Here is a 17,113-nt window from a genome sequence, read left to right on the forward strand (position 1 = left end):
ATTCAAAAGGAGGAATCAGTTGATGAAAAAAATATTCCAGCTCGTCATTTTATTTGCACTCTTCTTTTCATTGCCTATTCAAAGTTTCGCATCAGTCAATAGTGCGGTAACGACACATTTAGGGAAAAGTAATGCAGCGGTGACGATACGTGACGCGGAGAGCGGAAAAGTTGTCTATTCACAAAACGGGGACAAGCTGATGCGCCCGGCTTCGAATATGAAATTAGTATCCGGTGCGGCTGCATTGTCGATTTTAGGTGAGGACTACCGTTTTAAAACGGATTTATATATTGACGGCATTATTGTCAACGATACATTAAATGGAAATGTGTACATAAAGGGCAGTGGTGATCCGACATTGAAGAAGGACGACTTTTTGGAGTTTGCCCGAGTATTGAAGCGCAATGGTATTCGTACAATCAATGGTCACTTAATCGGTGATGATACCGCATTTTCCGGCAGTACATTACCGCCGGGTGTCTTGAAATCGGATGAGACGTATTACTTCGGGGCACGTACTTCCGCAATCACGATGTCACAAAACAATGATTTTGATGCGAGTACAGTGATCATTACTGCAAAGCCTGGTAAAGTCGGGGCCAAACCGAGCTATTCGATTGAACCGAATTTAAGCGGTATGGTCATTTCCAATCAGGCGAAAACAGTGAGTAAAGGAAGTCGAAATACGATCGCTATCAAGCGTGCCTACAACACGAACCGCATCATTATTTCAGGGAATCTTCCACAAGGGAGCAGCAAGAAGGAATGGGTAACATTGCAGGACCCGTCGAAAAATACGATGCAGGCAATTAAGCAGACGCTGCAAGGGACAGGTTTAAAATTTGTGAAGAGTTCGAAAGTGGAATTAGGGAAAGTTCCGAAAAAAGCTACGTTGCTCTATACAAATGAATCTCGTACATTGGCAGCCATTTTCCCGGCATTTATGAAGCTGAGCAATAACAGTATTGCCGATATTCTTGTAAAAGCGATGGGCAAGCAGCAGCTAGGGGAAGGCAGTACAAAGAAAGGTGTCACATTACTGAAGAAATACAGTGCATCATTGAATATTCCTGTGAACAACTGGCATTTTGCAGATGGCTCGGGACTATCGAATTCAAACCGTGTAACATCAAACGGTCTTTCACAGCTACTTTACAAAGTTCAAAAAGAACCGTATTTCGATACATTTTTTGATTCGTTGCCAATCGCCGGCAATAAAGACCGCATGGTAGGCGGAACATTAAAAAGTCGTTTAACAAGCAGTGCGTTGAAAAATAGAATTTACGCAAAAACGGGCTATATTCCGAATGTATATACTTTATCAGGATATATGAAAGGCCAAAGCGGCAAACAATATATTTTCTCAATTTTACTGGAAAACAAATCGAATGGCACTGTATATATTGACCGTACAATGGCAGCGCTTGTAAAAAACTTATAGAGGGGCAAAACAGATGGAGAAATTACTATTAACAGGATTTGAACCATTTTTATCAAATCCGATCAACCCTACAATGGAAGTCGTGCAGGCACTGAACGGAAAATCTATCGGTCAGTTTGAAATTGTCGGCCATGTATTATCTGTGGACTTTGCAAAAGCACCAGAACAGTTTATGGCACTGATTGAAGAAGTAAAGCCGACGATTATCATTTCATTGGGATTAGCTGCAGGAATTACAAAAATTTCTCCGGAACGAGTTGCATTGAATGTAAAAGATGGGGAAAAAGACAATGCGGGAAATGCATTTGAAGATGCACCGATAAAAGAAGACGGGGATGTTGCATATTTGTCGACATTGCCGATTCGTAAAATAGCCAACCGCTTAAATTCTGCAGGTTATCCGACAGCTATATCGAATTCAGCGGGAACGTATTTATGCAATAATATTATGTATGAAGGCTTGTACTATGCTGCGAAGAATGAAGCGATTCGAGCAGCAGGATTTATTCACATTCCTGCATCATTCGAGCTGGCGATTGAGCACGGCCGAATTCCCGGCTGGTCAATGCGGGATCTGACAGCAGCCATTGAACTGGCAATCGAAGTATGTGTAGAAAATTTAGAGATTCCGGGGAAAGTGCTTTAAAATAAATGAATGATCAATTATTAGAGGCTGGGACATAACCCAAAAATGCTATTTTTCTCTGAGAGAAAAATAGCATTTTTTTGCTGAGCGTTAAAAATTGATTTCCATTCCGGGACGCTTTCCACGGGCACGGCCTGAGCCTGTAGTCTCAGGCGTCGTGCTATTCCCGTAGGAGTCGCCCTTCATTCCAATCAATTTTATAAAATATCCGATTCTTAATAAGGATTTCCTTCTTATTCAACGGTACTTCTACATATGTCTCAGCCTCTTTGACTGGATTAATAGTTCTTATAATCCGACGAGCTTCATTAATTTTTTATACCGTCTATCCCCAAGCAGCTTCTGGATTTTTTGTAAAACTTCTTTTGGAATGCCGGTAAGAGCCCAGCTTATGTTGGCATGCCTAAGAATTTTTTGCAGCTTCTGAACTTCTTCAATACTCAATTCAAGTCCCTGCTGTTTGGCGAAATCCTGTAGTTGCCTGTCATTCATTCCTTTTAAATTTTCAAACCATTGTAGCATTTGAATTGTCTTCATCCTTTCAAGCTTATTCCCTTTACATGAACAAAAAACTACATTATACTAACATGATGTAAATCGTAATGATTTTGAATTAGAAAGAAGCGAACGAAATGAAAAAACCATTGATTGAATTGAAAGATGTCTCCTTTCAATATGAATACACACAAGCATTGAAAAATATTTCGCTACGTGTCAATGAAGGCGATTTTTTGGCGTTAATCGGTCAAAACGGTTCCGGAAAATCGACACTTTTGAAATTAATTTTAGGACTGTTAAAGCCCATGTCAGGGGAAATTAAATTATTCGGCGAACAAGCAAACCATTTTAAACACCGCGAATGGATTGGCTATGTTTCGCAAAAATCCAATGCCTTTAACTCGGGGTTTCCTGCAACGGTCGAAGAAGTCGTGAAGAGCGGTTTATCGCAAAAGGTCGGGCTCTTTAAACGCTATCCAAAAGATGCGGACTTTTTAGTGAAAGGTGCTTTAAAAGATGTCGGCATGGAAAAATTTCTGAAACGGAATATTGGTCAGCTTTCCGGCGGACAGCAGCAGCGTGTGTTCATCGCACGTGCATTAGTGTCCGATCCGAAGCTCCTTATTTTGGATGAACCGACAGTCGGCATTGACCGCGAAAATGTGCAGGCATTCTATGATATGCTCGCACATTTGAATAAGCATCACAATATGACAATGATTTTAGTTACACATGATGTGGACACGGTTTCGGATCGTGTCAGTCATGTCGCCTGCTTAAATCAGTCGATCCATTTCCACGGATATAAAAATGATTTTGATACGATTTCGGAAGAACAGATTGCTAGCTGGAACGGCCACTCTGTTCGAAAGATTCATTAAGAGGAGCAGGCCGTTATGATTGAAGCTATATTAAACTATGAATTTTTACAAAATGCCTTTTTCTCAGGGCTTGTTATTGGAATAATAGCACCACTATTAGGTGTATTTATCGTAGTCAGACGTTTATCGCTCATTGCGGATGCGCTGTCGCATGTTACACTGGCGGGGATTGCCGGAAGCCTGTACTTGAGTCAATCATTTGCAGCGCTGGCATTATTGAACCCGATTTATTTGGGGATTATCGCATCTGTAAGCGGTTCGATTTTAATTGAACGTTTACGCAGACTGTATAAACATTATGAAGAGCTTGCGATTCCGATTATTATGTCTGGCGGAATCGGTGTGAGTGCGATTTTAATTTCACTTGCAAGCGGATTTAATACCGATTTAATGAGCTATTTATTCGGCTCTGTATCTGCGGTATCACGCCAGGATTTATATGTTGTACTGGCAATTGCAGTCGTCGTCGTTTTATTTTTAGTGCTGTTTTTCAAAGAGCTTTTCGTATTGTCGTTCGATGAGGAATATGCGAAGGCGAGCGGTTTGCCGGCGAAATGGATTCATTTATTATTTATGATTGTTGTCGCACTCGTCATCGCAGCAAGTATGCGCATTGTCGGAATTCTGCTTGTTTCAAGCTTAATGACATTACCGGTAGCTGCAGCGATGCGATTGGCTCGCGGCTTTAAAGAAGCGATCATTTTAGCGATTGTATTTGGCGAGCTGGCCGTAGTGATCGGACTCGTTTCTGCCTTTTACCTGAACTTGGCACCGGGTGGAACAATTGTTGTCACATCCATTTTGATTTTGCTGTCAGTAATTTTAATTAAAAAACTTGTATTGAAATTTTCAATTAAAACGGAAGGGGAAGAAGTACTGTGAATGCAGCGCGCGCGTGGGAAATATTAAAGGATAATGGCTATAAAAAGACGGATAAACGAGAGTTGATTTTGGGTATGTTTGCAGCTACAGACAAATATTTGACTGCCCGTGATTTGCTGTCAGTATTGAAAAAAGATTTCCCTGGGATGAGTTTTGATACAATTTACCGTAACTTGGCCACTTTTGTGGAGCTTGATATTTTGGAAGAAACAGAATTAAACGGTGAGCGCAATTTCCGCATGCATTGCGAGTCGGATCACCATCATCATCATTTTATTTGCCGTGATTGCGGAAATGTAAAGGAACTGTCTGTCTGCCCGATGGAAATGCTCGGTGAAAAGCTGCCGGGTTATGCTGTTGAGGCCCATAAATTTGAGATTTACGGGAAATGTCCGGATTGTTTATAGGAAACTGAAAATATTTTATTTGCATAATTTTTTTTATATGCTAAAGTGATTAAGACAAATTGAATAAATTTGCAGGAAAAAGATGCATTATGCATAAATGGGAATTCGGTGCAAATCCGAAGCTATATCCGTAACTGTAAGCGTTGATGAAAATAAGTGTGATACCACTGCTAATATGGCGGGAAGGTACTTATGAGTAAAGTGAAACGCAGAGCCAGGAGACCAATCTTTTTCTTATCGTAACATCCCTCTTCGGAATTAAAGAGAATGTACGGCAGTCACGGATCGAATGAGCATTATTGTGCCCTTTTTTGATTTTTGAAGCCATCCATTTTCTTGGGTGGCTTTTTTTCGTACCCTTGATAATTTCGGTGAGGCACTACTTGAAGTGAGGAGAATTTTTATGAAAAAGGATATTCGTTTTTCCTGCTATCCGTTTATGCGGGAAAAATCAAGCTGTGTCGATTATGAAATCCGTACCGATTCTTTAACAACACGAATTGGTACAGTATTTCCGACATTAGTTGATGATGCATCCGGACATGTCGTTTTGAAGGACTTAAGGATGATTCAACCGTTAGCCTATCATGCGAATGGTTCGGTCCGCGGCAAATTGGCCATTACATCTGAGGATCTGCAATGGCTCAGTGATCGATACGATTATTATGTAGGTGAAGTCAGAGAGTCGATTCAGCAGTTTGTACTGCCACAAGGAATCGAAAGTGCCGCAAGACTGCATATTTGCCGCAGTGAGGCGAAAAAGTCTTACAGGGCATTACATAAAGTGAGCGAAGAACGGGAAGTGGATGAAATTCTGTTTGATTTTCTTGGATTGCTTGCCAATGTATTTTTTGTCATGGCAGTGTATATGAATCAGCAGCATCAGCAAGAGGAAATTCCATTTATCTCAAAATCCTATCCAACGAAAAAGAAAAAAGGAGTTACAACAAATGAAATTTAATAACAAATGGATCGTTGCTTTAGCGGCAACATTATTACTGGCAGCATGTAGTTCAGATGAGGAAAAAACTGATGGCAAAGTGGAAAAAGAAGAGCAGGCTACATCGAAAAATGATGGAGCACCGTATACAGTTGTTGATGATCGCGGAGTTGAAGTTACATTCGATGAAGTACCGGAAACAATTATTTCTCTACAGCCAAGCAATACAGAAATTTTATTTGAACTGGGCGTCGGGGAACAAATTATCGGTGCCACAGAATTTGATACATATCCGGAAGCCGCACAAGAAATTGAACGTGTGTCGACTTCTACTGTCATTAATGCAGAGCGAATTCTGGAATTAAATCCGGACGTTGTTGTTGCTTATACAATCGGAGAGGAAGCTCAAATTGCCCAATTGGAAGATGCGGGTCTTAAAGTGTTTGTAATTGCTTCGGCGGCGACATTTGATGATGTTTATTCGGATATTATCCAGCTGTCTGAAGTAATGGGTGTCGAAGAAAAAGGCGAAGAAGTTGTAGAAGACATTAAGGCGCAAATTGAAACAGTACAGGAAAAAACAGCAACACTTGATACGAAGAAAAAAGCATATTATGAAGTAACACCAGCTCCGAATCTTTGGACTACCGGCAGCAGTACATTCCAGCAGGAAATCATGGACCACGCCAATGTTGAAAATATTTTTGCAGATCAGACGAGCTGGATTAGTGTAACGGAAGAAGATGTTATTACACGTAATCCTGAAATTATTATTACACCAGCAACTTATATGGAAAATGCGGTTGATGAGATTCTAGGTCGTACAGGCTGGAATAAAATACAGGCAGTCACAGATCAGGCTATTTATTTAGTCGATGGGGATATTATGTCCCGTCCTGGACCGCGTATTGGTGAAGCGGTAGAAATTATGGCACAATCAGTATACCCGGAACTGTTTAAATAAGTATAGAATAGAAGGGCATGCCTTAGTTTAGGCATGTCTTTTTACAATGCATAAGGAGGAGGATACCATTGATTTTTATAACCGGTGGTGTGCGCAGCGGTAAAAGTGCTTTTGCAGAGAAGTATGCGAGGGAGTTAGGTGAGGAAAAGATATTCTACTATGTGGCGACAGGTGTATCTTTTGATGATGAAATGAAAAAACGCATTATCCGCCATCAGCAGGACCGTGACAATCAGAATATCAACTGGACTACAGTGGAAATGCAAGTGAAGGTTCCGGAAGCAATTGGGCAACTCTCAAACAATGCAGTAGTATTGTTTGAATGTGTGACAACATGGCTTTCGAATGTACTGTATACATATGAACAAAAAAATGAAAATAGCGAATATATCGATATTTGTATCGAATCGATGCAAAAGCAATTGCTAACTTGGCGGAAGCAAGGTGCTACAATAATAGTTGTATCAAATGAAGTGCTGGATGAACTGCCTTCACAATATGAGGAAGTAAATTTATATCGTAAATTGTTGGGAGAGTTTCACCAATGGATTGTCCAAAATAGTGATGAAGCGTATGAAGTACAATTTCAGCTTGTACAGCGGTGGAAGTAAGGAGGAAGCAAGTTGAAAAATAGCTGGAGCGGTTTTTTATTGGCGTGGCAGTTTTTTTCGGCAGTGCCGGTAAAAAAACAGCTGGATATGAATGCCAAGTCTGTTACATGGATGTATGGATTTCTGCCGATTGTCGGATTGCTGATGGGATCCATAATTAGTAGTGGCGTATTTATATTATCTCGCTATAGTGAGATTTCGGACCTGTTGTTGGCAATTTTGATTGTGATCGGGATGATCGTCCTGACAGGGGGGCTGCATTTAGACGGATGGATCGATATGAGCGATGCGTTCTTTTCCTATGGAGAAAAGGAGAAACGGTTGGAGATATTGGATGATCCGCATACAGGCGCTTTTGGGGTAATAAGTGTTTTTTGTTTACTAGTATTAAAAATCGGCGTTATTTATGAAATGCTGTTGCATGGTCAATTGGCGATTGTGCCGTTTTTAATCTTCATTCCTTTTATAGCGAGAATGGGGATGCTGTTATATTTTGTAACGATGCAGCCTGCAAAGGAAAAGGGACTCGCTGCCTATTTTAAAGGAATCGTCATTCAAAATAAGCTTGCTGTTTTAATCGGCGTTCAAAGTATTCTGGCATTTGTATGCTGGTTTTACGTTGGCGTTTTCAACTTATTTATTTTGGTCGTAATAATGCTGATTGCTGTTGTTATTTACCGGAATTGGTCAAAGAAACATTTTGGCGGTGTAACAGGTGATTTACTCGGAGCACTCGGTGAAGGGTTGGAGGTTGTCCTATGGCTAACGATATTACTGTGCATTTAATCAGACATGAAAAAACGAAAGCAAATATGGAGCGCAAATATATTGGCTGGACAGATGAGCCGATCCAAAAAAAAGTGGAAGCCGAGATCGATCTGCAGCCTGCTATCATTTATGGGAGCGATTTGCGGAGATGCCGAGAAACTGCCCAATGCTATTTTCCGAATGCCGAATTTATCGCATCAAGGGAATTGCGTGAGCTGCATTTTGGGGATTTTGAAATGTGTACATATGAACAATTACAGCATAATGAAACATACCGGGCCTGGATTGATGACCCGCTCGAAAATCCGATTCCGAACGGAGAAACCTTTATCCGATTCAAGCAGCGCGTATTGGACGGCTTTCATGGCATTGTAAAGGAAAAGAAGGAATATACGTTCATCGTACACGGAGGGGTCATTCGATTATTACTTGCCGTATACGGAATGAAGGAACAATCCTTTCAGCAAACAGTGGCCAATCATCGCACGATTTATACACTTGGCTGGGATTCGGCAGATGAACTTTTAGGAGGTGCGAGATGCACGTTATACTCGGAGGCGCACATAACGGTAAACGAAAATATACAGAACAACTGATTGAACAGTTACCAGCAAAAGAACTGATTGTTTGTGAAGGACACTTGCCAAAAGTAGAAAATATAAAAGAAAACGAGCGCTACATAATAAGTAATTTTGAACAAATGATTTTACCGTATCTTCATGAACCGGAAGAAAAGGCTGCGCAGCAAATTTTCGATCAGATTATTCAAATTGCCGAGCGAGCAGAACTGTTTTGTATTTGTACGGATACAAGCCGCGGTGTAGTACCACTGGAAAAAGAAGCACGGCAATTAAGAGATACATGCGGCCGGCTATACCAGTTGCTTTGTAATGAAGCACAGACAGTTGTTCGTGTATGGTACGGTATTCCACAAATTTTAAAGGGAGATTCTCATGGACAAAACTAAATTACGTTTCATTATTTTAACAGCACTCATTGCGGCAATTTGTGTGATTGGGAGTTTTATTAAAGTGCCGGTAGGGATAGTCGGAACAGCTGCACTCGATTCTGCCCCGGCTCTTATTAGCGCAATATTTCTCCCACCAGTTTTTGCAGGGGCGGCTGGAGCACTTGGTCATATCGCAACAGGTCTTACATCCGGTTTTCCGCTAGGCATTTTACATCTGTTAATTGCAGCGGAAATGTTTATTATTGTTGCGGTTTTTGCAATTATGCATCAAAAAGGCCTTCATATTTTAAAATGGATATTTGTAATAATTGCAAATGGTGTTATTGCACCGATTCCGTTTTATTTTATTATTTCTCCGGCATTTTACATCGGTTCCATTGCCTCACTAACAATTGCGACAGCTGTGAACTGTCTTATCGCAATACTTGTCATGCCTGTATTGAAGACGGTCGTGCAGCGAGTAGGGGTTAATGTATGAGAAATGCGATCGAAGTGAACGGGTTAGTCGTATCGATTGATAATTCGGGCTGTATCGGTACAAAAGAGCATGATATTGTACATGTGCCAAATGAAATTACCGCTTATTTTACAGCACGTACCGCTATTTTGGAACAGCTTTGCGCGGGTGCCATCCCTGTTCAGTTAGTAATGGCCAATTTTTCGGGTGATGATATTTGGACGGAATATGAGCATGGGTTTAAAAAGGCATTTTCCGAAATGGGGCTGGAGATGCCACCTTTAATGGGTTCGAGTGAAACGAATTTCCAGTCGCTACAATCAGCGGTTTCCCTCACGATGTTAGGAAAAAAGAAATTTGAGCGAAATACAAACAATTGCGAGTTTTATGTTGTCGGTGAACCGCTTGTCGGAAATGATGTGATGGAAAACCGAAAGAAAATCGCTCAGTTGGATGAGTTGTACGAAGGACTGAATAGCGGTTGGATCCAAGCAATATGGCCAACGGGTTCTAAAGGAATTGGGGCGGAAATAATCCGTTTTGCCGGTGAAAACTATACAACAGATGTGGATTTAACAAGTTCGGCAGGCCCGTCATGTGCAGTGCTGGTGGCTGTGAAGAAAGAGCAAGAAGAACTGTTCAAAACTAACATGACAGCACCTGTCAGAAAACTTCTGAAAATGGAAAAATGATTGCGTAGAAATTTGCTCGAAAACTAATGGAACTGCTAGAAAAAAATATTTTTTGTCTAAAATTAAAAAATACTAAATTTTCTAAAAATAACATGGTATGATAAAGTGTATCAACTTAAATTAGTTAAGGAGCATGAAATTATGACAACATACCAAATTACAACTGAGTTATCAACAAATAGAAAACAGAAAACACCTGCAGAACAGCTTGGTTTTGGTAAAATTTTTACTGACCATATGTTTGTTATGGATTATGAAGATGGAAAAGGATGGCATAATGCGACAATTACACCATATGCTCCGATTACATTAAGCCCTGCTGCGATGGTATTCCACTATGGACAAGCAGTATTTGAAGGTCTGAAAGCATATATGACAGAAGATGGGGAAGTCCAGTTATTCCGCCCGGACCGTAACTTCCAACGATTAAATACTTCCAATGCACGTCTTTGCATTCCACCGATTGATGAGGACTTTGCATTAGAAGCATTAAAAGAATTACTTCGAGTAGATCGTGAGTGGGTTCCGACGGCGCCAGGTACATCTCTATACATTCGACCATTTATTATTGCGACAGAAAGCTATTTAGGTGTAAATCCTGCGAATAGCTATAAATTTATGATTATCATGTCACCAGTTGGCTCTTATTATAAAGAAGGCATTAACCCGGTTAAAATTTTAGTAGAACAGCACTACGTACGTGCCGTAGTTGGCGGTACTGGTGAAGCAAAAACAGCCGGCAACTATGCATCGAGCTTAAAAGGCTCTGAAATTGCTGCACAACAAGGCTATTCTCAAACATTATGGCTGGACGGCAAGGAAAATAAATACGTAGAAGAAGTAGGCAGTATGAACATCTTCTTTAAAATTTCAGGAAAAGTAATTACTCCGGCATTAAACGGCAGTATTCTACCTGGGATTACTCGCGATTCAATGATTCAAGTATTAAAATCAAAAAACATTCCGATTGAAGAGCGTGCAATTGCTTTTGAGGAAATTGTAGAAGCGGCTAAAAACGGTACTTTGGAAGAGGCATTCGGTACAGGTACAGCAGCTGTCATTTCTCCGGTAGGGGAGCTGAAGTGGCTGGATGATATCATTACTGTCAACAACGGCCAAATCGGTGAAGTAACACAAATGCTTTACGATACATTAACAGGCATCCAATACGGTAAAGTTGAAGATCCGTTTGGCTGGACGGTTAAAATTTAATAAAAGAAAATACAGCACTTCCGTTATGGAGGCTGTATTTTTTATTGTATTAATTATTTTTCAAGTACTTCTTCAACGCGTGAAAAGTCTTCGCGAGGAATGATTGCCGATTTTTCAAATGCATTTTTTCCGACATATGTCTCAATTAATTCCTTCACATCAATACCGGAAGAAGCTTTTAATGTTTCCTGTAAACCGGCCATTAGATCAGTCGCATAACCCGTCACTTTACCGGCACCACCGTTTGCACCGCCACCTGTATCCACAACGGTAATCTTATCGATATTAGAAAGTGGGCTCGCAACTTGTTTTGCGTATTCCGGTAACATTTTCACAATCATATCAAGGACAGCTGCCTGACCGTATTGTTCAAACGCTTCTGCAATTTTCTCTTTCGCTTCTGCTTCCGCAAGACCGCGCAGACGGATAATTTCTGCCTCTGCCGTACCTTGTGCACGCTCTGCATCGGCTTTCGCCAGACCATCTAAACGAATACGTTCCGCTTCAGCTTGTGCCTGTGCTTCAATCCGGTATTTCTCGGCATCTGCCTGTGCAAGCTCTTTACGTTTTTGCGCTTCTGCGTTTTGTTCGATTGCATAACGATCCGCATCTGCTTTTTTCTTAACTTCCGAATCATATTGCTTCTCACGACGTAGAATTTCTTTTTCTTCTAATTCAATTTGCTTTTGACGTTCAATGATTCGTACTTGCATTTCCTGTTCCGTTACTTCCTGTTTCGCACGTGCAGATTCCAGTTCGTATGCCTGGTCGGCACGAGCTTTTGCGATATCCTGCTCGCGGCGGTATTCAGCCACTTTTAACTGATTATTTTTCTCGGCTTCCGCAATTTCAGTAGCACGCTCTAATTCAGCCTGTTGCGCTTCCTGAGCTGCCTGTGCACGTTTAATACGTGTTTCTTTGTCTGCTTCGGCAGTTGCGATATCTGCATCACGTTTCACTTGTGCGATTCGCGGCTTACCTAGAGAATCCAAATAGCCGTTTTTATCACGAACATCTTTAATTGTAAATGATACGATGACCAAGCCCATTTTCGCTAAATCTTGTGATGCGACACGCTGTACTTCCTGCGAGAACTTATCACGGTTTTTGTAAATCTCTTCAACAGTCATCGATCCTAAAATCGAACGTAAGTGACCTTCAAGTACTTCACGCGCTTCACTTTCGCGTTCCTGTTTATCTTTTCCTAAAAATTGCTCGGCAGCAGTGGCAATTTCCGAAATTGAACCACCGATTTTGATGATTGCTGTACCATCCGCCATAACCGGAACACCTTGCTCTGTATAAACTTCCGGAGTTGTTACTTCGAGTTTACTTGAAAGTAGACTAAGTGGTTTTGCCTGTTGGAAAACCGGGAATACAAATGTACCACCACCGCGAATAATCTTGATGCGGTTTCCTGAATCATCGGTATGTACATTTTTGCTTCCTAAATAGCTCCCAGTTACGATTAATGCTTCATCCGGACCAGCTGTGCGATATTTCATAATATAGACGGCTACAAGAGCGACAATTAGAAATACAACTACCCCCACTGTTAGTAAAATTCCTGATATTCCTGCCAAACCTGACATAAAATTTCCTCCCTGTTTCTAAAATTGAATTTCTTCTTTCTCATAAATCGCGACCATTGCTGTACCACTCTGCATCTCAATTATTAAAACTTGCGTGTCATACGGAATCTCTACTTGATGAAAACTTGCTGCACGCTTTGAAATAATACCGTTTGCCGTTTCAATCACTATTTCCCCAAAACCATCAAGAGGAACGGGCACAATCACTTTTCCGACCTGACCTTCAAGTGATTCTTCCGTATAGGCAAGGGACACCTCTGCTGAACGTAATGGAACGAGCAGGAAAAAATATATAAGTGCTGTCAATAAACTCGCAATTATAAGGGCGATGATGAATATGATGATACTCGTTAAGCCGGTAAACTGTTCCAGCAAATAGCCCGCAGCCGATGTGAACGTTATAAATGAAAGGATAACAGCCGGGTCAAAAAATGGTGTTCCATCGATGGACACATCCGCAACATCTGCAAAAAATAAGTAAAGAACAGTGCAACACCCAATAACGATTAAGATGATTAAATAAATGGTTTCAATGGAATAACCAAACAAGTTGCCACCTCCTTATTGCTATTTAATAAATTTACGGATGAAATGGAAAAAAGTTTCAAAAAAATTTATTATTTTCCGAAAAATATAAAATGTATGCCAATTCAAAGTGATTGACATACATCTTGGAGGAAGAGTGGTTTATTTCATTTGGAAATCGTTTTTGATGTGAACCGTTAGCGGACTGTTCTGTTCTATGTACTCCATCATCAAATCGGGAATGAATTGATCGGTTTTACGAATAGGCGGTTTTTTAAACATCTGCATGTTATGTGCACCTGTTGCACGGTAGCTATTGACCGCTACTTCAAAAATTTCATTATCCTGAATTGGATTTCCTTCAAAAGCTAGCTTCGTGACGCGTTGACCTGTTTGTTGACATAAGTCAATTATGTAATCAATGCCACCCCACAGATCATAAATATACGGCTGAGGCTCCGGATAGTAGACGTTCATGCTAAAATCGATTTTTCCCAGATCGTTGAGCGCAAAGACAGCGGCACTTTGTTCAATCGCCCGGCGGATTTCGGCTCCGGTCATTCGGATGACGAGCAGTCGGGTAGACCGGGGGAGGTTATGTAAAACATCTTCACGGGTTATTTTTTCCGGAAAGCCGCCTTTTGCATGGTACGGCAATTCGATGACCGAAATTTGAGCGCCCGTGTAATGGAGCTGCATATCGTAAAGCAACTGTGTATAAGTGGTCATTTTCATGCGGGGCGTATAAAAGTCGGAATAAGTCAATGCTTCACCAGCTGTTCCGATTTGTTGTTTTTTCCACGCATCAAAATCGGGAAAAGACTGCATTGTTAATGTTGAATCGACTTGAACGATAGAAGGATCAAAAGAAAATGAACCGTTTTCCACAGTGACATCGATTTGCGCGAAGCAATGTGCATTTGCTCCCGGTTGTACTATTGCGACACCATTTTGTACTGTGGCAATTTCCAAATGCTGATGGCCGGTAATGAAGAGATCAATTCCTTCTATTTCGTGAAGCATACGATAACCTTCATTTTCGCCTTGTTCCAGATCGATTAGGTGACCGTTATGAAGATCCCGTTCAAAACCGCCGTGATAGCTTAAAATGACAAGCCGTACCTGTTCAACTTCGCGAACATGCTTTACAGTGTTTTTTGCACTTTTAAAAGCATTCTCGAAATGCAGATGCTTTGTCGAATCACATTCATCCCAGTTTTTTGTGAAATGCGTCACGACCCCAATGACAGCAATGCGCAGCCCATTTATTTCTTTAATAAAATATGGTTCGGCAAACCCTGCAATATTGGCGGCGATCCACGGGAAATTAGTGGCGTTGCGGATCGATTGGATTTTCTCGGGAGAATAGTTGAATTCATGGTTCCCGAAAACGGCAACATCATAGCCAAGGGTGTTCGCAAGCTCAATTTGCGGGTGCTGTTCTTGAATAATATAATCGTAATAATAACTTAAATGACTGCCATGCAAAAAATCGCCATTATCGATTAACAGTTCTGGCTGTCTGGCAGAAATCATTTGCGCAAGCTGTGAAAAGCGTTCGGTATGTCCATGAATATCGCTCGTCGCAATAATAGTAAATTTCATCGAGAAAACTTCCTTTAATATTTCATTTTCCTTATTATAGCGTGAATTATTGCGCAACAGTTCTGAAAGTGATTAAATAAATAGAATAAACAGTTTATGCTAAATTATAGGAGTTGGTAATCATGATTACAGTAACTAACCGTATTCAAGTAAAAAAAGGCTTTGCCGAAAAAATGGCCCCAAAATTTGTACAACCAGGACCATTACAGGAATTTGAAGGTTTCCAGAAAGTAGAAGTACTAGTATCAACGCAATTTGAAGAATATGACGAAATGAGCGTTGTTATGTACTGGGACTCAAAAGAGAGCTTTGCTGTATGGCGTGAAAGTGATGCATTCAAACAATCACACAAACGTCCATCTGAAGGTGAAGGCGGAGGTCATCAAGGTGAATCACCAATGTTAGGTTCACAAATTGTAATCGCCGAAGTAGCAGGCACAATCTCAAAATAGTGTAAAGGGGGTGTCCTAATGTTTGGTTAGGACACCTTTGTGCTATACATACTTTTAAACGTAATACATATAACCGATACTTTCACAAATAGTGAATGAATAACAGAAAGGTGTTTTTAATGTCGAACATGGTGCAGTATTTTTATGACGGACAGTTTTTGAAATGCTATGAAGAAGCGAAACGCCAATTACAAGGCGGCGAAAATGAACAGGCAACGCAATTTTTAAAAATCTTTGAGAAATACGATTATGGGAAATTCCCGAAGCCGACAGCACGGATTTCGCAAAGTGTTGAACGTGCCAATGAAAGCTATCCGGAAAATGATGAGGTTGAACAACTGCGTGCGATTAAAGATGAACAACAGTTCTCGGAAAAAGTGAAACAGCTTGAACACGATGCCCGAACAGCGGATGCCGAACGGAAAGCACAGTCGTTTTATGTACAGGGACATCTTTTTTTAATGGCGCACCATTATGATGAAAGTGTGCACTGCTTTATGCAGGCGGTGAAGCATCATCCGGATAAGGCATTGTATTACGGGATTGCAGGACAGACGATGAACCGATTTAACTGGTCGCCGTTTGATGTAATGGTCTATATTGAGCGGGCGATCGACCTGGATCCGGATAACGCAAGATGGTACTGGAATAAAGCGCTCGTTTTAACACAGCTGTATAAAGATTTGAATGCCGAGCCGTTTTTGGAAAATGCTTTAATTGCTATTGAAAAAGCAATCGAGAATTGTCGCGAAGATCAAGTATCGCTGCGTTCAGGCATTGATTCAACATTGGAAAACTTGAAAGAATATCTTTTCAATTAACGAAGCACCGGCAGATGGGGGAACAAGCATGAAGTTTTTATCTTGGAAAGGTATTTCGATATACTTAACGATCATTCTATTTTTACTTATTTTTATTCAGATTCTTGATTGGAATAAAGGCAATGAAAAAGAGGCTCAATATGCGGTAGAGCTGGAAAAAGCGTATACGGATTTGGTGGATTTCCAAACGTATATATTGAACGATGAAGTGGAGATTGATGACAATAAGCATGTGCTGACAATGTACGAGAAAAACTTTCAATATCAGCTGAGCATGTTCATCGATATTTTCGGCAATAAAAAAGTGGATGATGCAAACCTGTTTGATTCCTATCAACAAATCGATGAGGCATTAGCTGCATTTTATGAGGCGGAAAGCGCGGAACAGCAGAGTGGGGCACATCAGCAATTGCTCGATGTTAAAAAACCGCTGTTTACGATTTTGAATGATTTGAAATAATAGGGGAAGGGCTCACGAACGCTTTGAGGAAGAAAGCGGTACGTGGGCTTTTTTGTGTGGGACGGAAATGTTCTAATATTCATGCTGGAAGTTCTAATAAAATCTGAAAAGTTCTAATATGTTATGGATCTTCTAATATAAGTTGTGGATTGTCTAATAAGTGTCTCCGATTTTCGAATATCGCGGTCAGATGTTCTAATAAGTCAGTCGGATTGTCTAATAAACAGGAAAAAGTTCTAATATAACTACCCCGGTGCACACCATAGCCTCTGTGGAACCGTATAAAGAC

At 40.7% G+C, this 17,113-nt stretch carries 21 protein-coding genes and 1 riboswitch; of the genes, 17 read left to right on the forward strand and 4 right to left on the reverse strand.

Going from position 1 to position 17,113, the window contains the following annotated elements:
• Window positions 1-22 precede the first annotated feature (22 nt).
• Window positions 23-1,441: a D-alanyl-D-alanine carboxypeptidase/D-alanyl-D-alanine-endopeptidase gene (gene dacB, locus MKY27_RS05415; protein ID WP_339198355.1), complete on the forward strand. Its 1,419-nt coding sequence runs from the start codon at window positions 23-25 to the stop codon at window positions 1,439-1,441.
• Window positions 1,442-1,454: 13 nt separating this feature from the next.
• Window positions 1,455-2,087, forward strand: coding sequence for a pyroglutamyl-peptidase I (locus MKY27_RS05420; protein ID WP_339198357.1), 633 nt, complete (start codon window positions 1,455-1,457; stop codon window positions 2,085-2,087).
• 288 nt (window positions 2,088-2,375) lie between these two features.
• Here MKY27_RS05420 and MKY27_RS05425 read toward each other — a convergent pair whose 3' ends face one another.
• Window positions 2,376-2,609, reverse strand: coding sequence for an isopropylmalate synthase (locus tag MKY27_RS05425; RefSeq protein WP_339198358.1), 234 nt, complete (start codon window positions 2,607-2,609; stop codon window positions 2,376-2,378).
• Window positions 2,610-2,719: 110 nt separating this feature from the next.
• Between MKY27_RS05425 and MKY27_RS05430 the strand changes: the two genes are divergently transcribed.
• From MKY27_RS05430 to MKY27_RS05485, 12 genes are all read left to right on the forward strand, one after another.
• Complete coding sequence (locus MKY27_RS05430) at window positions 2,720-3,466, forward strand: metal ABC transporter ATP-binding protein (RefSeq protein ID WP_251689055.1); 747 nt, start codon at window positions 2,720-2,722, stop codon at window positions 3,464-3,466.
• 15 nt (window positions 3,467-3,481) lie between these two features.
• Complete coding sequence (locus MKY27_RS05435; protein ID WP_339198361.1) at window positions 3,482-4,348, forward strand: metal ABC transporter permease; 867 nt, start codon at window positions 3,482-3,484, stop codon at window positions 4,346-4,348.
• Entirely contained in the window at window positions 4,345-4,755 is a 411-nt protein-coding gene (locus MKY27_RS05440; RefSeq protein WP_014824390.1) for a Fur family transcriptional regulator, read from the forward strand. Before MKY27_RS05435 ends, MKY27_RS05440 begins: the two co-directional genes overlap by 4 nt.
• Window positions 4,756-4,818: 63 nt before the next feature.
• Window positions 4,819-5,001: riboswitch (cobalamin riboswitch) on the forward strand.
• 157 nt (window positions 5,002-5,158) lie between these two features.
• Window positions 5,159-5,716 carry a hypothetical protein gene (locus tag MKY27_RS05445; protein WP_339198363.1) on the forward strand — a complete coding sequence of 186 codons (558 nt, stop codon included), beginning with the start codon at window positions 5,159-5,161 and terminating at the stop codon, window positions 5,714-5,716.
• Window positions 5,706-6,659: a helical backbone metal receptor gene (locus tag MKY27_RS05450; RefSeq protein WP_339198365.1), complete on the forward strand. Its 954-nt coding sequence runs from the start codon at window positions 5,706-5,708 to the stop codon at window positions 6,657-6,659. The genes MKY27_RS05445 and MKY27_RS05450 overlap by 11 nt, the downstream gene beginning before the upstream one ends.
• A gap of 68 nt (window positions 6,660-6,727) precedes the next feature.
• Window positions 6,728-7,270: a bifunctional adenosylcobinamide kinase/adenosylcobinamide-phosphate guanylyltransferase gene (locus MKY27_RS05455; protein WP_339198367.1), complete on the forward strand. Its 543-nt coding sequence runs from the start codon at window positions 6,728-6,730 to the stop codon at window positions 7,268-7,270.
• Window positions 7,271-7,282: 12 nt separating this feature from the next.
• Window positions 7,283-8,056 carry an adenosylcobinamide-GDP ribazoletransferase gene (gene cobS, locus MKY27_RS05460; RefSeq protein ID WP_339198369.1) on the forward strand — a complete coding sequence of 258 codons (774 nt, stop codon included), beginning with the start codon at window positions 7,283-7,285 and terminating at the stop codon, window positions 8,054-8,056.
• Complete coding sequence (locus tag MKY27_RS05465; RefSeq protein ID WP_339198371.1) at window positions 8,029-8,634, forward strand: histidine phosphatase family protein; 606 nt, start codon at window positions 8,029-8,031, stop codon at window positions 8,632-8,634. The genes cobS and MKY27_RS05465 overlap by 28 nt, the downstream gene beginning before the upstream one ends.
• Complete coding sequence (locus MKY27_RS05470; protein ID WP_339198374.1) at window positions 8,577-9,005, forward strand: bifunctional adenosylcobinamide kinase/adenosylcobinamide-phosphate guanylyltransferase; 429 nt, start codon at window positions 8,577-8,579, stop codon at window positions 9,003-9,005. The genes MKY27_RS05465 and MKY27_RS05470 overlap by 58 nt, the downstream gene beginning before the upstream one ends.
• Window positions 8,992-9,486, forward strand: a complete 495-nt coding sequence (locus MKY27_RS05475; protein WP_339198377.1) for an ECF transporter S component — start codon at window positions 8,992-8,994, stop codon at window positions 9,484-9,486. The genes MKY27_RS05470 and MKY27_RS05475 overlap by 14 nt, the downstream gene beginning before the upstream one ends.
• Complete coding sequence (locus MKY27_RS05480) at window positions 9,483-10,157, forward strand: hypothetical protein (protein ID WP_339198380.1); 675 nt, start codon at window positions 9,483-9,485, stop codon at window positions 10,155-10,157. Before MKY27_RS05475 ends, MKY27_RS05480 begins: the two co-directional genes overlap by 4 nt.
• A 141-nt stretch (window positions 10,158-10,298) precedes the next feature.
• Window positions 10,299-11,369 carry a branched-chain amino acid aminotransferase gene (locus MKY27_RS05485; RefSeq protein WP_339175747.1) on the forward strand — a complete coding sequence of 357 codons (1,071 nt, stop codon included), beginning with the start codon at window positions 10,299-10,301 and terminating at the stop codon, window positions 11,367-11,369.
• Window positions 11,370-11,422: 53 nt separating this feature from the next.
• On the opposite strand, the gene MKY27_RS05490 is transcribed toward MKY27_RS05485, so the two are convergent.
• From MKY27_RS05490 to MKY27_RS05500, 3 genes are all read right to left on the reverse strand, one after another.
• Window positions 11,423-12,961, reverse strand: coding sequence for a flotillin family protein (locus tag MKY27_RS05490; protein WP_339175748.1), 1,539 nt, complete (start codon window positions 12,959-12,961; stop codon window positions 11,423-11,425).
• An 18-nt stretch (window positions 12,962-12,979) separates the two neighbouring features.
• Entirely contained in the window at window positions 12,980-13,510 is a 531-nt protein-coding gene (locus tag MKY27_RS05495; protein ID WP_339175750.1) for a hypothetical protein, read from the reverse strand.
• Between the two features lie 138 nt (window positions 13,511-13,648).
• Complete coding sequence (locus MKY27_RS05500) at window positions 13,649-15,091, reverse strand: bifunctional UDP-sugar hydrolase/5'-nucleotidase (protein WP_339198383.1); 1,443 nt, start codon at window positions 15,089-15,091, stop codon at window positions 13,649-13,651.
• Between the two features lie 122 nt (window positions 15,092-15,213).
• Here MKY27_RS05500 and MKY27_RS05505 point away from each other — a divergent pair, with 122 nt between their 5' ends.
• The 3 genes from MKY27_RS05505 to MKY27_RS05515 all read left to right on the forward strand — a co-directional run bounded on the left by MKY27_RS05505 (window position 15,214) and on the right by MKY27_RS05515 (window position 16,824).
• The gene (locus tag MKY27_RS05505) at window positions 15,214-15,543 is read left to right on the forward strand and encodes a heme oxygenase (RefSeq protein WP_339198385.1); all 330 of its coding nucleotides are present in this window, start codon (window positions 15,214-15,216) and stop codon (window positions 15,541-15,543) included.
• Window positions 15,544-15,662: 119 nt separating this feature from the next.
• Window positions 15,663-16,364 (forward strand): O-linked GlcNAc transferase, encoded by a 702-nt coding sequence (locus tag MKY27_RS05510; RefSeq protein WP_339198388.1) that lies wholly within the window; start codon window positions 15,663-15,665, stop codon window positions 16,362-16,364.
• Between the two features lie 28 nt (window positions 16,365-16,392).
• A complete protein-coding gene (locus MKY27_RS05515) occupies window positions 16,393-16,824 on the forward strand; it encodes an iron ABC transporter substrate-binding protein (protein WP_339175756.1) in 432 nt (143 codons plus the stop codon).
• Window positions 16,825-17,113: the final 289 nt, after the last annotated feature.

It is taken from the genome of Solibacillus sp. FSL R5-0449, from assembly GCF_037975215.1.
Lineage (GTDB): Bacteria > Bacillota > Bacilli > Bacillales_A > Planococcaceae > Solibacillus.

Coding starts and splice junctions, on each gene's coding strand:
- MKY27_RS05485 (WP_339175747.1), top strand. CDS start 10,299: ATGACAACATACCAAATTACAACTGAGTTATCAACAAATAGAAAACAG.
- MKY27_RS05515 (WP_339175756.1), top strand. CDS start 16,393: ATGAAGTTTTTATCTTGGAAAGGTATTTCGATATACTTAACGATCATT.
- MKY27_RS05420 (WP_339198357.1), top strand. CDS start 1,455: ATGGAGAAATTACTATTAACAGGATTTGAACCATTTTTATCAAATCCG.
- dacB (WP_339198355.1), top strand. CDS start 23: ATGAAAAAAATATTCCAGCTCGTCATTTTATTTGCACTCTTCTTTTCA.
- MKY27_RS05465 (WP_339198371.1), top strand. CDS start 8,029: ATGGCTAACGATATTACTGTGCATTTAATCAGACATGAAAAAACGAAA.
- MKY27_RS05470 (WP_339198374.1), top strand. CDS start 8,577: ATGCACGTTATACTCGGAGGCGCACATAACGGTAAACGAAAATATACA.
- MKY27_RS05450 (WP_339198365.1), top strand. CDS start 5,706: ATGAAATTTAATAACAAATGGATCGTTGCTTTAGCGGCAACATTATTA.
- MKY27_RS05475 (WP_339198377.1), top strand. CDS start 8,992: ATGGACAAAACTAAATTACGTTTCATTATTTTAACAGCACTCATTGCG.
- MKY27_RS05425 (WP_339198358.1), bottom strand. CDS start 2,609: ATGCTACAATGGTTTGAAAATTTAAAAGGAATGAATGACAGGCAACTA.
- MKY27_RS05430 (WP_251689055.1), top strand. CDS start 2,720: ATGAAAAAACCATTGATTGAATTGAAAGATGTCTCCTTTCAATATGAA.
- MKY27_RS05445 (WP_339198363.1), top strand. CDS start 5,159: ATGAAAAAGGATATTCGTTTTTCCTGCTATCCGTTTATGCGGGAAAAA.
- MKY27_RS05480 (WP_339198380.1), top strand. CDS start 9,483: ATGAGAAATGCGATCGAAGTGAACGGGTTAGTCGTATCGATTGATAAT.
- MKY27_RS05505 (WP_339198385.1), top strand. CDS start 15,214: ATGATTACAGTAACTAACCGTATTCAAGTAAAAAAAGGCTTTGCCGAA.
- MKY27_RS05490 (WP_339175748.1), bottom strand. CDS start 12,961: ATGTCAGGTTTGGCAGGAATATCAGGAATTTTACTAACAGTGGGGGTA.
- MKY27_RS05500 (WP_339198383.1), bottom strand. CDS start 15,091: ATGAAATTTACTATTATTGCGACGAGCGATATTCATGGACATACCGAA.
- MKY27_RS05510 (WP_339198388.1), top strand. CDS start 15,663: ATGTCGAACATGGTGCAGTATTTTTATGACGGACAGTTTTTGAAATGC.
- MKY27_RS05435 (WP_339198361.1), top strand. CDS start 3,482: ATGATTGAAGCTATATTAAACTATGAATTTTTACAAAATGCCTTTTTC.